The following is a 13,262-nucleotide window of genomic DNA, read 5'->3' on the forward strand; positions in this document are numbered from 1 at the left end:
CGGGTGGGTACGGTGGCGGGCCATCGGGGGCCCTAGATCAGGTCCATGGCCGCGACCTCGTCGGGACGGCCGTAGCTGACCGGCCCCTGGAAGCGCCTGCGGGCGGTGGCGAACCACCAGACGGTGGCGATGACGAGCACCAGCGCCAGGGCGATGGGTGCGTAGTTGAACGAGGTGGGGGTGATCGGGGACGCCTGGGGCAGCATGAACAGCACATTGCTGATCAGGATCCAGGTCACCGCGATCGCCGCGACGGCCTTGCCGTAGCGGCCGAGGTTCCACGGCCCGGCCTGGAAGTCGTCGAGTCGCAGCCGCAGGAAGATCGGCACGGCGTAGGCGAGGAAGAGTCCCACGACGTTGACGCTGACCACCGCGGTGAAGGCGGTGTGCGACCACCAGCCGGGGAGCACCAGCACGAGGGGGCAGGCCGCGGCGAGCCAGACCGCCTTGACCGGCGTACGGGTGCGCGCCGACACCGAATGCCACCAACGGGAGCCGGGCATCGCGCCGTCCCGGGAGAAGGCGAAGATCTGCCGGGTATTGCTGGTCATGTTGGCGAGGCCGCAGAACAGCATGGCGCCGATGACGATCAACAACAGGAACTTCGTGGTGTTTTGGCCGAGGGCGTCGAGGAGAATCTGCACCGGTGGCGCCTCGGCGCTCGCGGCGTGCGCATAGTCGCGGATCGCATAGACCAGGGCGAGCATCAGGATGAGGCCGGTGAGCGCCGAGTAGGCGATCGCCCGCATGATGCCCCTGGGCGCGTTGACGGTTGCCTTCACCGTTTCTTCGGACATATGGAAACTGCCGTCGAATCCGGTGAACGTCCAGCTGGTGACGAGCAGGCCCAGCATTCCTCCGTACACGGCATGGCTGAATCCGGTGTTGTTGGCGAAATGGGTGACGAACGAGGGCGATTGGTGGTGTTCGGGGATGACGGAGAGCGCGCCGACGATGACCACCATGCCGGTCAGCAGCCACCACACGGAAATCCGGTTGAGCACGGCGACGAGTCGCACGGTGTAGGTGTTCGCCAGCGCCTGGACGAGGAGGACGGCAGCGGTGATGGCGACGGTCTGCTGCGGCGTGGGGCGGTAGGACGGCCACTGCATCGCGATGAATGCCTGGATGAAGGTGGCGGCGGCGAAGTTGGTTGCCGCGGTGCCGCCGACCTGGCCGACGAAGTTCAGCCACCCCGTGTACCAGGACCAGGCGGCCTGGTGCCGTTTGGCCAGCTTGCCGGCCGAGAAGTAGAGCGCACCGCTGGTCGGGTAGGCGGAGGCGATCTCGGCCATCGCGGCGCCGACGAACAGCACCATCACCGATACGCCGATCCAGCCGAAGACCAGGATCCGCGGGCCGCCGGCGTTCATTCCGAACCCGAAGGAGGAAAAGATGCCGGAAATGATGTTGATGATGGTGAAGGAAATGGCGAAATTGTCGAACGCACGGAATCTGCGAGTGAGTTTCCGCGGGTAGCCCATGGCATGCAGGGTCGCATCGTCATCGAGTGTGACGGGGTTTTCCGGGTGGGGGGATTTTGGACCGAGAAGAGATGTGCGCCTGGACACAAACGCAACCTTTCTTGGGTGGGGGGATTTATCGGGCTCAGGCGTTGTGCGGCACCGGGAGCCCACAGGAGCGTCTCGCTTTGGTCAATTGTTCCGCGGGGTCGCCGAATACACTCCAGGGCATTCTCGAGGCATACGGGCCCATGGCCGTGAGGACTTCCCGCGCCTCGAATTCCCGTTTCGCCATGAACAGCGCATGGGCCAGGTAGGCCAGGTCCAGCACCGGAGTGAAGCGGTAGTCGGCCACCCGTGGAAACCAGTTGCGGTGGACGCTCATCGCGGTGGCGGCCCACGGCGGCTGTTCCCAGGTGCGGTCGGCGAGCAGGGCCGAGGGGTCGTAGTCCTCCACCAGGACGACCAGCGGCAGCAGCCGGAGCGGTGAACCGGTCGGCGCCCGCTGGCTCAGGAACGCGGCGACATCCCAGCTGGCGCCGGAGGATCCGCCGTGGCGGGCGAAGAAGAACGACAGGAAGCGGTGGTGCGCCTCGCGGTGCCAGGCGTCGAGCCGGAGGATGTGGGAGAAGAGGCGCCAGGGGCCGGGCGGCGCGGTCAACAGCCCCTGCGGCGCGGGGTCTTTGAGCCCGTCGAGCCGGGCCAGCGCCAGCTGGGCCACCCACGGGGTGGGGTCCTCGGGCAGCTCCTTCGCGGCCCGTTCGCAGGCCGTCCGCGCTATCCGCGTCAGCGCCCGCTGCCGCTGGTCACCGGCGTCGGCCATGCGCAGGGCGCGGAGCATCGCGACCCGGGCCCACAGCAGCGCCGCCTCGGGGCCGGGCTCCTCGGACAGCCAGCGTTCCGCCAGGTCGGAGTCGGCGGCGACGGAGGCCAGCACGAGGGAGCGGTGGGCGCGTACCTCGTAATCGTCCCGGGTTTCCTTCAGCGCCTCGTGCGCGCTGAAGTACCGGCCGGCCCTGACGTCCATACAGGCCCGCGCGAGCACGCGGTCATCGGCCGCCGGACTCCACACATAGTGCCCTTCGAAAGAGTCGGCTGTCATGGTCCCCTCCCCGTCACGAAGGCGTTGGCCCCGGCACCGCATTCCCGTCGCCCTGAATTCAGCCGGATCCGTATCACCGGTTACGGGGCAGCGGTCACACCCTACTCACCCTCAACTCGACGCGAAAAGAGTCGTCAGGAATATCTGCCTTTCCGTACCTTTTCGCCGCGAGGAAATTGAAGAGAAAACAATTTTTCGGCCGACCTCGGGAACCTCGACCGCTCGCTTCTCGCGGCCGCCGGTGCATGTGTTTGGCATATTCAGGCGTTTACCTGACCTTCACAAGCGGACGCCGGGGACCGATCGCCCCTCCCTTTTCCGCCAACTTGGCCGCGGGTGGGTGCGGCGTGGTGCGGCTCCTGCGGTCGGCCGCCACGGCGCAGTGGCCGCCATCGCTCCGCTGTGGCCACCGCCAGGTCCCTGACCTGGCCACCCGTACGCCATCCGGCCGCACCCCGGGCACCCATCCGGGGTGCGGCTTTTGTGGCTGCCCGTACGGAATCCGCACCGCATCCGGCCCTTGACGAGCGGTGCGACGCGCTCTACCTTCACATTCCATAAAGCAAAACATTGATTCCACGATGCGGAATCAACAGCTTTCGGTCCTTCCGGCCCTTCGCCGGAACATGCCCTGACAGGTCGACGCAGGAGTACTCGATGCCTCGAATGACAGCCGCCCGCGCTGCGGTGGAGATCCTCAAGCGCGAGGGCGTGACCAACGCCTTCGGAGTGCCGGGTGCGGCGATCAACCCCTTCTACAAGGCGCTGAAGGAGGGCGGCGGCATCGACCACACGCTGGCCCGCCACGTCGAGGGCGCCTCGCACATGGCCGAGGGCTACACCCGGACCCACCCGGGCAACATCGGTGTCTGCATCGGCACGTCCGGCCCGGCCGGTACCGACATGATCACCGGCCTCTACTCCGCGATCGGTGACTCCATCCCGATCCTCTGCATCACCGGCCAGGCGCCGACCGCGGTGATCCAGAAGGAGGACTTCCAGGCCGTCGACATCGCCACGATCGCCCGGCCGGTCACCAAGGCCGCGACCACCGTCATGGAGGCCGCCCAGGTCCCCGGTGTCTTCCAGCAGGCCTTCCATCTGATGCGTTCCGGCCGCCCCGGCCCGGTTCTGATCGACCTGCCGATCGACGTCCAGCTCACCGAGATCGACTTCGACCCGGAGACCTACGAGCCGCTGCCGGCCTTCAAGCCGGCCGCAACCCGTGCGCAGATCGAGAAGGCCCTCACCCTGCTCAACGAGTCGGAGCGCCCGCTGATCGTCGCCGGTGGCGGCATCATCAACGCCGACGCCTCCGACCTGCTGGTCGAGTTCGCCGAGCTGACCGGCACCCCGGTCATCCCGACCCTGATGGGCTGGGGCATCCTCGCCGACGACCACGAGCTGAACGCCGGCATGGTCGGCCTCCAGACCTCGCACCGCTACGGCAACGCCAACTTCCTGGAGTCGGACTTCGTCCTGGGCATCGGCAACCGCTGGGCCAACCGCCACACCGGCAAGCTGGACGTCTACACCCAGGGCCGCACATTCGTCCATGTCGACATCGAGCCCACCCAGATCGGCAAGATCTTCGCCCCGGACTACGGCATCGCCTCCGACGCCAAGGCCGCGCTGGAGCTGTTCGTCGAGGTGGCCAAGGAGCTCAAGGCCGCCGGCAAGCTGCCCGACCGCGGCGCCTGGGCCGCCTCCACCCAGGAGCGCAAGGCCGAGCTCCAGCGCCGTACGCACTTCGACAACATCCCGATGAAACCGCAGCGCGTCTACGAGGAGATGAACAAGGCCTTCGGCCCGGAGACCCGCTACGTCACCACCATCGGCCTGTCCCAGATCGCCGGCGCGCAGATGCTGCACGTCTACAAGCCGCGCCACTGGATCAACTGCGGCCAGGCAGGTCCGCTCGGCTGGACCATCCCGGCCGCGCTGGGCGTCGCCACCGCCGACCCCGAAACGCCGGTGGTCGCCCTCTCCGGTGACTACGACTTCCAGTTCATGATCGAGGAGCTGGCGGTCGGCGCCCAGCACAAGATCCCCTACGTCCATGTCCTGGTGAACAACGCGTACCTGGGGCTGATCCGCCAGGCGCAGCGCAACCTGGACATCAACTTCCAGGTCAACCTGGAGTTCGAGAACATCAACGCTCCCGAGCTGGGCGTCTACGGCGTGGACCACGTCAAGGTCGCCGAGGGCCTGGGCTGCAAGGCGATCCGCGTGACCGACCCGAACGAGCTGGGCGCCGCCTTCGAGGAGGCCAAGAAGCTGGCCGCCGAGTACCGCGTCCCGGTCGTCGTCGAGGCCATCCTCGAACGGATCACCAACATCTCGATGAGCGGCAGCGACATCGCCAGCGTCAACGAGTGGGAAGAGCTCGCGACCGAGCCGGGGCACGCCCCCACCGCGATCAAGCCGCTCAAGAGCTGACGCCGGACCGGATCCCGTGGTGTGCCGGGCGCGCTTGACCCACGCGCCCGGCGTCGCCACTATCCCGTAGAACAGAAACACAAATCCGCTATTCGGAAGGGGCGCCGGGCTTCATGGCTTTCACGGACACGCGCTTCAACGTCAATCTGTCGATCCTGTTCACCGAGCTTCCGTTGCTGGAGCGGCCGGCGGCCGCGCGGGCGGCGGGCTTCACGGCGGTGGAGCTGTGGTGGCCGTGGGTGGACGCCCCGGTCCCCGAGCAGGCGGAGCTGGACGCGCTGCGCGACGCCCTCAATGACGCCGGCACCCGCCTGGTGGGCCTGAACTTCTACGCCGGACAGCTGCCCGGCCCGGACCGCGGCGCCCTGTCGATCCCGGGCGAGGAGTCGGAGAAGTTCCGCGCGAACGTGCCCGTCGCGATCGAGTTCGCCACGTCGCTGGGGTGCACCACGTTCAACGCCCTGTACGGCAACCGCGTCGAGGGCGTCTCGCCCGAGGAGCAGGACCGGCTCGCGCTGGAGAACCTGGCCTTCGCGGCCCGTGCGGTGGCCGGGATCGACGGCACGCTGATCATCGAGGCGCTCAACGCCCCGGAGTCGCCGAAGTGCCCGATCGTCTCCGCCCCGAAGGCGATCGAGGTGGTCGACGCGGTGAACGCGGCGACCGGCCTGGACAACGCCCGCTTCCTGATGGACCTGTACCACCTGTCGATGAACGGCGAGGACCTCGATGAGGTCATCGACCGCTACACCGACAAGACGGCGCACGTCCAGATCGCGGACAACCCCGGCCGCGGCGCCCCCGGCACCGGCGAGCTGGACTTCGACGCCCTGCTCGACCGCCTGAAGAAGGCCGGCTACGACGGCTGGATCGGCCTGGAGTACAAGCCGGGCGAGGCCCCGAGCGCTTCGTCGTTCGCCTGGCTGCCCGCCCCGCTGCGCGCCGCCCCGTAAACCGGGTCCGCCGCTCGCTGTCCCCTGTTTTTTGCGTGTGAAAGAGGTTATTTCGATGAGCAATCTGCCCAAGATCGCGTGGATCGGCCTGGGCATCATGGGCTCCCCCATGGCCGAGAACCTGATCAAGGCCGGTTACGCGGTCACCGGCTACACCCTCGAGGCCGACAAGCTGGAGCGCCTGGCCAACAACGGTGGCACGGCGGCCGGTTCGATCGCCGAGGCCGTCGCCGACGCCGACGTCGTGATCACCATGGTCCCGGCCTCCCCGCACGTCGAGGCCATCGCCTACGGCCCCGACGGCATCCTGGACAACGCCAAGGCCGGCGCCCTGCTGATCGACATGTCCTCGATCACCCCGCAGACCTCCATCGACCTGGCCAAGGCCGCCGGCGCCAAGGGCATCCGCGTCCTGGACGCCCCCGTCTCCGGCGGCGAGGCCGGCGCCATCGAGGCCGTCCTGTCGATCATGGTCGGCGGCGAGCAGGCCGACTTCGACGCCGCCCGCCCCGTCCTGGAGGCCCTGGGCAAGACCATCGTGCTGTGCGGCCCGCACGGCTCCGGCCAGACCGTCAAGGCCGCCAACCAGCTCATCGTCGCCGTCAACATCCAGGCCTGCGCCGAAGCCGTCGTCTTCCTGGAGAAGTCCGGCGTCGACCTCGCCGCCGCCCTCGACGTCCTGAACGGCGGCCTTGCCGGCTCCACCGTCCTGGCCCGCAAGAAGGACAACTTCCTCAGCCGCGACTTCAAGCCCGGCTTCCGCATCGACCTGCACCACAAGGACATGGGCATCGTCACCGACGCCGCCCGCACCGTCGGCGCCGCCCTGCCCGTCGGCGCGGTCGTCGCCAACCTGGTCGCCTCCCTGCGCGCCCAGGGCGACGGCGGCCTCGACCACTCCGCCCTCCTCCGCGGCGTCGAACGCCTCTCCGGCCACACCATCGAAGGCTGAGCCACCGGGTACTGCGCCACCGGGGCCCCGTACCGGCCGGCGTCGCGACTGCCGCACTGCGGTCGCGGCGCCGGTTCGCCGTTCACGGCCCGCCGACGGACGCGTCCCGATGCGCATGAGGTTCTGTCGTGGTCACGGGCAGCCTGGCCAGCCCCCGCATCAGCCGCGTCCGCCGCCATACGAGCGCCCCGTCGCCCGACTCGCCCTGCTCGCCGCCCTCTTGGGCACACCGCAGCCCCGGAAAGCGCGTCAGCAGCACCTCGAAGGCGATCCGCCCCTCCAGGCGGGCCAACGGCGCGCCCAGACAGTGGTGCGGACCGAATCCGAACGACAGATGCCCGGTGGAACGGCCCCGGTCCAGTCGTACGGCATCGGGCGCGGGGAAGCGCGCCGGATCGCGGTTGGCGGCACCGGGGGAGACCAGTACGACATCGCCCGCCCCGATGCGCGCGCCGCCCAACTCCAGCGGTTCGGTGGCATAGCGGAAGGTGGCGACGGTCAGCGGCGCGTCGTAGCGCAGGAACTCCTCGACCGCGGCCGGCAGCAGATCGAGGTCGGCCCGCAGGCGTGCCCGGAGCGCATCGTCGCGGAGCAGCGCCAGCATGCCGTTGCCGATGAGATGGGTCGTGGTCTCGTGTCCGGCGACCACCAACAGCACGGCGAGGGAGACCAGTTCGGGCTCCGTCAGCCGGTCGCCCTCGTCCCTGGCCGCGATCAGACCGCTGAGCACGTCCTCCCCGGGATCGCGGCGGCGGGCCGCGATCAGCTCCGTCATATAGGCGCTCAGCTCGTGGGACGCCCGGTCGACGACATCGTCCGCATCGGCGGCGAACAGCGTGTTGGACCACCGGCGCACCGCCGCCCGGTCCTTCTCCGGTACGCCGAGCAGTTCGCTGATCACGGCGATGGGCAGCGGTACGGCGAACTCCTCCATCAGATCCGCGGTGCCGTGCGCGGCCAGCCCGGTGGCCAGCGCCTCCGCCAGCTCACCGGCGATCTCCTGGATCCGCGGTGTCAGCCGGGCGACGGCCGCCGGGGTGAATGCCGTCATCGCCAGCTTCCGCAGACGGCCGTGGTCCGGCGGGTCGGTGGCGAGCATGGTCCGGCTGACGGCGGGGGCCAGATTGCGGGTGGAGGGCCGGTCGGCGAAGAACCGGGTGGTGTCCTTCGACAGCCGTGCGTCGGCCAGCGCCGCCCGCGCCGCCTCCCACCCGGTGACGACCCAGGTCGTACGCCCGTTACCGGTGGGTATCCGCGTGACGGGACCCTGCTTCCGCAGCGCGGCGAGCAGCGGATACGGGTCCCGCGAGAACTCCGGCGAGGCCAGCGCACCGCTCACGGCCGCTCGGCCCGCTCCACGGCCTTGCGCAGCAGCCGCAGGGCGGTGTCCTGGTCCTCGGCGCTGAGCGCGGCCAGCGGCGACTGCTCGACCATCGCCTCGATCAGCTCGCCGCGCACCAGCGCCCCCTTGTCCGTCAGCTCGACCGTCTTGGAGCGCCGGTCCGCCAGATCGGGAACCCGCTCCGTGAGCCCCTGGAGTTCCAGGCGGGTGACGAGGAAGGTGGCGCTGGAGGGATCGCAGTGCAGCAGGCCCGCCAGGGTCTTCATCGACGGCGCGGGCAGCGCGGGATCGAGCACCCACAGCGCATCGGCGAGCGGTACCGTCAGCCCCAGCCGGTCCAGGGTCTCCCGGAGCCGGGTCTGGGACGCGCCGATGACCGCACGGAAGGCGATGAGCAGCTCCCGTGTGCGTTCTTCCGGAGTCGGTGTCACCACAGGGCCAAGCCTACGGGGTGGCTGGTTGGAGGCTCAAAGCTAGGGTCCGTCCGAGGGGCCGGGTGTGTGGGCGACCGGCCGCCGTTTCGACGTGCGGGGGCGCGGAGCGCGGAGCAGGCTGTACTCATGACCGAGCATCCGCCTGTCATCGTGCATCCGCCGACGCCGTCCGGCGGCCGGCGCGTGACCGTACGTGGGCAGATCGTCGGCCTGGCGCACGGCCGGGGCGATGTCGCCGAATTCCTCCGCCGCGCGGGCATCGCCGGCCCGGCCGAGGAAATCGAGCTCGACGATCCGCGCCTGGTCGAATGGCGGGGCGGCAACCTCGACGAGTGGCCGATGCCGCCGGCGTGAGGCGCGGGCGGGGCGGCCGTCCAGAATGCTGCCGGATGCACGCCGCCGCCGCTCGCAGAGCGCTGTGTCAGAGCATGGAACCACCGGTGACGTCGATGCGCTGGCCGGTGATCCACAAGAACGGCGCCTTGGTGTTGATCGCGATGGTGCGGCCGAACTCTTCCTCGGTCGCCTCGCCGATGTGTCCCGGGAGACTGATCGTCGCGTTGTTGACGAGGACGTCCAGACCCAGTTCCGCGCCGCACGCAGCGAGTTCGGCATCGAAAGCGGCGAAGAGGGCCTCGGCGTCACCGGGAACGCCCAGCTGCGCACCGATCGCAAAGGCCTTGCCGCCGACCTCTCCCATGCCTTCGGCGGTTTCCTTGGCCGCCGTTTCCCTGCTCCCGTAATGGAGGGCGACCAGCGCCCCGTCTTGGGCGAGGCGCTGGGCGATGCCCCTGCCGATGCCCCGGCTGGATCCCGTCACCAGCGCGGCGCGTGCGCCGCTCTCGGCGCCCCGTTTTGATGCCGATCGAGCTGGCCTCTCTTCATTCCGGTGAAGCATGAGCAAGATCACTCACATAATTGGGGGAAGGTGCCGGCGCGGTGGAATACCAGCCACCGGTGAAGTGTTCGTCATGCACATACCAGCCCTACGGGGCCTGACTGCACCGATGCCCGCCCAACGAGCCCCCGCCCCATCGACGCCCAGCAGCCGCTGCCCCGTACGCCCCTCCACCCCATGCCTCCCGGCCTCACCAACTGGCCCGCCCGCTCACGCACTTTGCGCTCGCGCAGGCCGCGACGTGGCCGCGCCCCACCCTGTTCGCACTCAGACGGCACCCACCCCTGCTGCCCTGGAGGCTGCCCACATGAACCGGACGACGACCGCTCAGCTCCCCAGGAGGACGCCGCCCTCCGGTGCCGCGGAGGCGGCCCCCGACCCGGCCGCCGCCGGACCCCGCAGAGCCGCCCGCGGCATCGTCCCGGTGCTGGCGTTCTCCGGCATCGTCGTCGCGGTCATGCAAACGCTCCTCGTGCCGGTCATCAAGGACCTGCCGGTGCTGCTCAACACTGCCGCCAGCAACGCCACTTGGGTCATGACGGCCACCCTCCTCGCCGGTGCGGTCGCCACGCCCATCATGGGGCGCCTGGGCGACCTCTACGGCAAGCGGCGGATGCTGCTCACCAGCCTCGCCGTGATGGTCGTCGGCTCGCTGATCTGCGGGTCCACCAGCGAGCTGCTGATCATGATCGTCGGCAGGGCGCTCCAGGGCTTCGCCATGGGTGCCATCCCGCTCGGTATCGGCCTCATGCGCGACGAGCTGCCGCGCGAACGGCTCGGTTCGGCGATGGCCCTGATGAGCTCGTCCATAGGCGTCGGCGGCGGCCTCGCCCTGCCCGTCGCGGCCCTGGTAGCCCAACACGCCGACTGGCACGCCCTGTTCTTCGGCGCCGCCGGACTGGGCGTGCTGTCGATACTGCTGACCCTCCTCGTCGTACCGGAGACCTCCGTACGCGCCCCGGGGCGCTTCGACATCGCCGGTGCCCTCGGGCTGACCGCCGGACTGGTCGCCCTGCTGCTGCCCCTCACCAAGGGGAGCGACTGGGGCTGGGGCTCGCCCACCATCCTCGGGCTCTTCGGCGCCGCCGCGGTGATCCTCGTCCTGTGGGGGCTGATGGAGCTGCGGATCGGCGATCCGCTGGTCGATCTGCGCACCAGTGCCCGCCGCGAGGTGCTGCTCACCAACCTCGCCTCCATCACGGTCGGTGTGGCGTTCTATGCCGTCTCCCTCGTCCTGCCGCAGCTGCTCCAGCTCCCGACCTCCACCGGCTATGGCCTCGGGCAGTCCATGGTGGTGGCCGGTCTGTGCATGGCGCCCCTGGGCGTGACGATGATGCTGGTGGCCCCGCTGTACGCACGGCTCGCCGCCCGCCGCGGCCCCAAGACGTCGCTGCTGCTCGGCATGCTGGTGATAGCCGTCGGCTACGGCGCGGGCCTGGGCCTGATGGGCGCCGCCTGGCAGACCGCCATCGTCGCGGTCGTCATCGGCGCGGGGATCGGCCTGGCCTACTCCTCGCTGCCCGCGCTGATCGTCGGTGCCGTCGATCCCTCCGAGACCGGCGCGGCCAACGGACTGAACACCCTGATGCGGTCGATCGGTACCTCCGTCTCCAGCGCCGTGATCGGCATGGTGCTGGCCCGTATGTCGAAGGATTTCGGGCCCGTCACGGTGCCCACCATGGCCGGCTTCCGGGTCTCCTTCCTGATCGCCACCGCCGCGGTCCTGTTCGGCGTTGTGGTGGCGGCGTTCCTGCCGTCGCCGCGCAGGGCGTCCCGTACGGCACCGGGGCCGATGGCGGAGAGCGGGGAGGCCCCTTCTGTCCCGCCCGGCAGGCCCGTGCCGTCCTGGGCGCAGGCCGACGCCGAGGCGCCGGTGGGGTGCGCCGGATTCCGGGGCCGCGTCGTGGACCCGGCCGGACGGCCCGTCCGCCGGGCGATCGTCACGCTCATCGACCGCGAGGGCCGCCAGGCCGGCGTCACCACGGCCGACGACGACGGCCGTTACGCCCTTCCCGCCCCCGGTGCCGCGTCCGACCCCGGCACCTACGTCCTCACGGGTGCCGCGCCCGGCCGTATGCCGCACGCGGTCTCGGTCACCTGCCGGGGCGACGGCGCACCGGCCGCCGTCGACCTGGTCCTCACCGGAAGCGGCCGGCTGCGCGGCACCCTGCTCGGTGGCGCGGACGGTACGCCGCTGGCCGGAGCGGGCATCGTCGTCACCGACGCCCGGGGCGAGGTGGCCGCCCGCACGACGTCCGGCGCCGACGGGGCCTGGGAGATCGCCCAGCTCCCGGCCGGCACCTACACGTTGGTGCTGAGCGCCCCCGGTCACTGCCCGGAGGCGCGCACGGTGGAGGTGTCCGCCGCCGGGACGGACCGCCAGGACACCCGTCTGCGTCCTGCCGTATCCGTCCACGGCACGGTGCGTGGCCCCGGCGGCCGTCCGCTCGCCGATGCCTCGGTGACGCTCCTGGAGGACGGTACGGTCACCGGCCACACCGTCACCGGCCCGGACGGCGCCTTTTCCTTCACCGAACTGACGGGCCGTCACTACACCCTCGCGGCGGCCGGCTATCCGCCGCATGCGGCCCCGATATCCCTGACCCGCGGCGCGGACGAGGTCCTCGACCTGGATCTGGCGCAGCCGTCGGGGTCAGCCGGCTGAGGGGCCGTCGCCGCCCCGGCCACCCCCGGGCCGGGGCCGGCGCCCGATATGGCCATGACCGCCCCATACGGTCGCGGCCTCGGTCTGGCGCCCGCCCGGACGTAGGGGGAGCGGCTCATTGCTGCGCGAGCAACTCCCGTAATGTGGCCTCCAGTTCCGTCTGGAGTGTGCGGCTCGCCGCCTCCCCGTCGCCGCCGATCACGGCCTCGATCAGCGCCGCATGCCGGGCGTCGCCGTGCGCAGGGTCCTGGTCGCGCAGGCCGAGCAGCTCCACGAGGTCGATCAGGCCCTGGCGCAGGACGGGCACGAACTCGGCGAAGAGATCGGACAGTACGGGGTTGTGCGCGGCATCGACCACGGTGGCGTGCAGGGCGATGTCCGCGTCCACGAAGGCCGCGTGGTCGCCGCCGGACCAGGCTGCGCGACGCCCTTCGAGGGCGGCGCGCATGGCCGTGACATCGGCGTCCGTGCGGCGTTCGGCGGCCAGGCGGGCGGCCTGGACCTCCACCGTCATCCGTGCCTCGTAGACATCGGCGACGGCCGCGCGGCGCAGGCGGGCGGTCCAGTCCTCGGTGGGCTCGGTGGCGATCACAAAGACGCCGGCGCCCTGGCGCGGCTGCACCAACCCCGCCCCGGCCAGGGCCCGTACCGCCTCGCGGACCGTGGAGCGGCCCACGCCCAGGGACTTGGCGAGGGTGGTTTCACCGGGGAGTTTGCTGCCCACCGGCCAGTGGCCGCCGGTGATCTGGTCGCGCAGCCGCTGGGTGGCCTGTTCGACCAACGGGCTGGGGCGAAGGGCTTCGAGGGACATCCGATAACCGCTGCTTTCTGCCGTCTGTGGGGTCCGGCGAAGAGCCGCGCAGGGCGCCAACCCGCCTGCACCGGGACCCACTTGTCTGAGGAGTAGCTTGTCTGAGGAGTTGTTTCCTGGCTACTGTACCGACATGACGTTGCGTGGTCTCCTTCTCGGCCGCCGCGGCGGGGCCTGACACGACCGGCACCCCGCCGCGGGGT

General features: G+C 70.3%; 11 protein-coding genes. 5 read left to right on the top strand and 6 right to left on the bottom strand.

Annotated elements, in window-relative coordinates; genetic code table 11:
• Positions 1-32: 32 nt before the first annotated feature.
• Together B1H19_RS36905 and B1H19_RS36910 are read right to left on the bottom strand one after the other, a co-directional pair.
• The gene (locus B1H19_RS36905) at positions 33-1,484 is read right to left on the bottom strand and encodes an amino acid permease (protein ID WP_083109206.1); all 1,452 of its coding nucleotides are present in this window, start codon (positions 1,482-1,484) and stop codon (positions 33-35) included.
• Between the two features lie 124 nt (positions 1,485-1,608).
• Positions 1,609-2,565, bottom strand: a complete 957-nt coding sequence (locus B1H19_RS36910) for a hypothetical protein (RefSeq protein WP_203237298.1) — start codon at positions 2,563-2,565, stop codon at positions 1,609-1,611.
• Between the two features lie 657 nt (positions 2,566-3,222).
• On the opposite strand from B1H19_RS36910, the gene gcl reads away from it, so the two are divergent.
• The 3 genes from gcl to B1H19_RS36925 all read left to right on the top strand — a co-directional run bounded on the left by gcl (position 3,223) and on the right by B1H19_RS36925 (position 6,909).
• A complete protein-coding gene (gene gcl, locus B1H19_RS36915) occupies positions 3,223-5,004 on the top strand; it encodes a glyoxylate carboligase (protein WP_107426284.1) in 1,782 nt (593 codons plus the stop codon).
• Between the two features lie 113 nt (positions 5,005-5,117).
• The gene (locus B1H19_RS36920) at positions 5,118-5,957 is read left to right on the top strand and encodes a TIM barrel protein (protein WP_083109208.1); all 840 of its coding nucleotides are present in this window, start codon (positions 5,118-5,120) and stop codon (positions 5,955-5,957) included.
• Between the two features lie 55 nt (positions 5,958-6,012).
• On the top strand, positions 6,013-6,909 hold the full coding sequence (locus tag B1H19_RS36925) for a 2-hydroxy-3-oxopropionate reductase (protein WP_083109209.1): 897 nt from the start codon (positions 6,013-6,015) through the stop codon (positions 6,907-6,909).
• 82 nt (positions 6,910-6,991) lie between these two features.
• Here the strand turns inward: B1H19_RS36925 and B1H19_RS36930 are convergent, their stop codons facing one another.
• The gene (locus tag B1H19_RS36930) at positions 6,992-8,248 is read right to left on the bottom strand and encodes a cytochrome P450 family protein (protein WP_237289721.1); all 1,257 of its coding nucleotides are present in this window, start codon (positions 8,246-8,248) and stop codon (positions 6,992-6,994) included.
• On the bottom strand, positions 8,245-8,685 hold the full coding sequence (locus B1H19_RS36935; RefSeq protein WP_083109210.1) for a MarR family winged helix-turn-helix transcriptional regulator: 441 nt from the start codon (positions 8,683-8,685) through the stop codon (positions 8,245-8,247). Before B1H19_RS36935 ends, B1H19_RS36930 begins: the two co-directional genes overlap by 4 nt.
• A 126-nt stretch (positions 8,686-8,811) precedes the next feature.
• Here B1H19_RS36935 and B1H19_RS36940 point away from each other — a divergent pair, with 126 nt between their 5' ends.
• A complete protein-coding gene (locus B1H19_RS36940) occupies positions 8,812-9,039 on the top strand; it encodes a hypothetical protein (RefSeq protein ID WP_083109211.1) in 228 nt (75 codons plus the stop codon).
• A gap of 67 nt (positions 9,040-9,106) precedes the next feature.
• Here B1H19_RS36940 and B1H19_RS36945 read toward each other — a convergent pair whose 3' ends face one another.
• Positions 9,107-9,595: an SDR family NAD(P)-dependent oxidoreductase gene (locus B1H19_RS36945; protein WP_269467073.1), complete on the bottom strand. Its 489-nt coding sequence runs from the start codon at positions 9,593-9,595 to the stop codon at positions 9,107-9,109.
• Positions 9,596-9,890: 295 nt separating this feature from the next.
• Here B1H19_RS36945 and B1H19_RS36950 point away from each other — a divergent pair, with 295 nt between their 5' ends.
• Positions 9,891-12,248, top strand: a complete 2,358-nt coding sequence (locus B1H19_RS36950) for an MFS transporter (RefSeq protein ID WP_083109213.1) — start codon at positions 9,891-9,893, stop codon at positions 12,246-12,248.
• 115 nt (positions 12,249-12,363) lie between these two features.
• Here the strand turns inward: B1H19_RS36950 and B1H19_RS36955 are convergent, their stop codons facing one another.
• A complete protein-coding gene (locus B1H19_RS36955; protein WP_083109214.1) occupies positions 12,364-13,059 on the bottom strand; it encodes a FadR/GntR family transcriptional regulator in 696 nt (231 codons plus the stop codon).
• Positions 13,060-13,262: the final 203 nt, after the last annotated feature.

This window comes from Streptomyces gilvosporeus, from assembly GCF_002082195.1.
GTDB lineage: Bacteria > Actinomycetota > Actinomycetes > Streptomycetales > Streptomycetaceae > Streptomyces > Streptomyces gilvosporeus.

Excerpts from the sequence above, each read along its gene's own strand:
- B1H19_RS36950 (WP_083109213.1), top strand. The coding sequence starts at position 9,891 with ATGAACCGGACGACGACCGCTCAGCTCCCCAGGAGGACGCCGCCCTCC.
- B1H19_RS36920 (WP_083109208.1), top strand. The coding sequence starts at position 5,118 with ATGGCTTTCACGGACACGCGCTTCAACGTCAATCTGTCGATCCTGTTC.
- B1H19_RS36910 (WP_203237298.1), bottom strand. The coding sequence starts at position 2,565 with ATGACAGCCGACTCTTTCGAAGGGCACTATGTGTGGAGTCCGGCGGCC.
- B1H19_RS36925 (WP_083109209.1), top strand. The coding sequence starts at position 6,013 with ATGAGCAATCTGCCCAAGATCGCGTGGATCGGCCTGGGCATCATGGGC.
- B1H19_RS36955 (WP_083109214.1), bottom strand. The coding sequence starts at position 13,059 with ATGTCCCTCGAAGCCCTTCGCCCCAGCCCGTTGGTCGAACAGGCCACC.
- gcl (WP_107426284.1), top strand. The coding sequence starts at position 3,223 with ATGCCTCGAATGACAGCCGCCCGCGCTGCGGTGGAGATCCTCAAGCGC.
- B1H19_RS36905 (WP_083109206.1), bottom strand. The coding sequence starts at position 1,484 with ATGGGCTACCCGCGGAAACTCACTCGCAGATTCCGTGCGTTCGACAAT.
- B1H19_RS36940 (WP_083109211.1), top strand. The coding sequence starts at position 8,812 with ATGACCGAGCATCCGCCTGTCATCGTGCATCCGCCGACGCCGTCCGGC.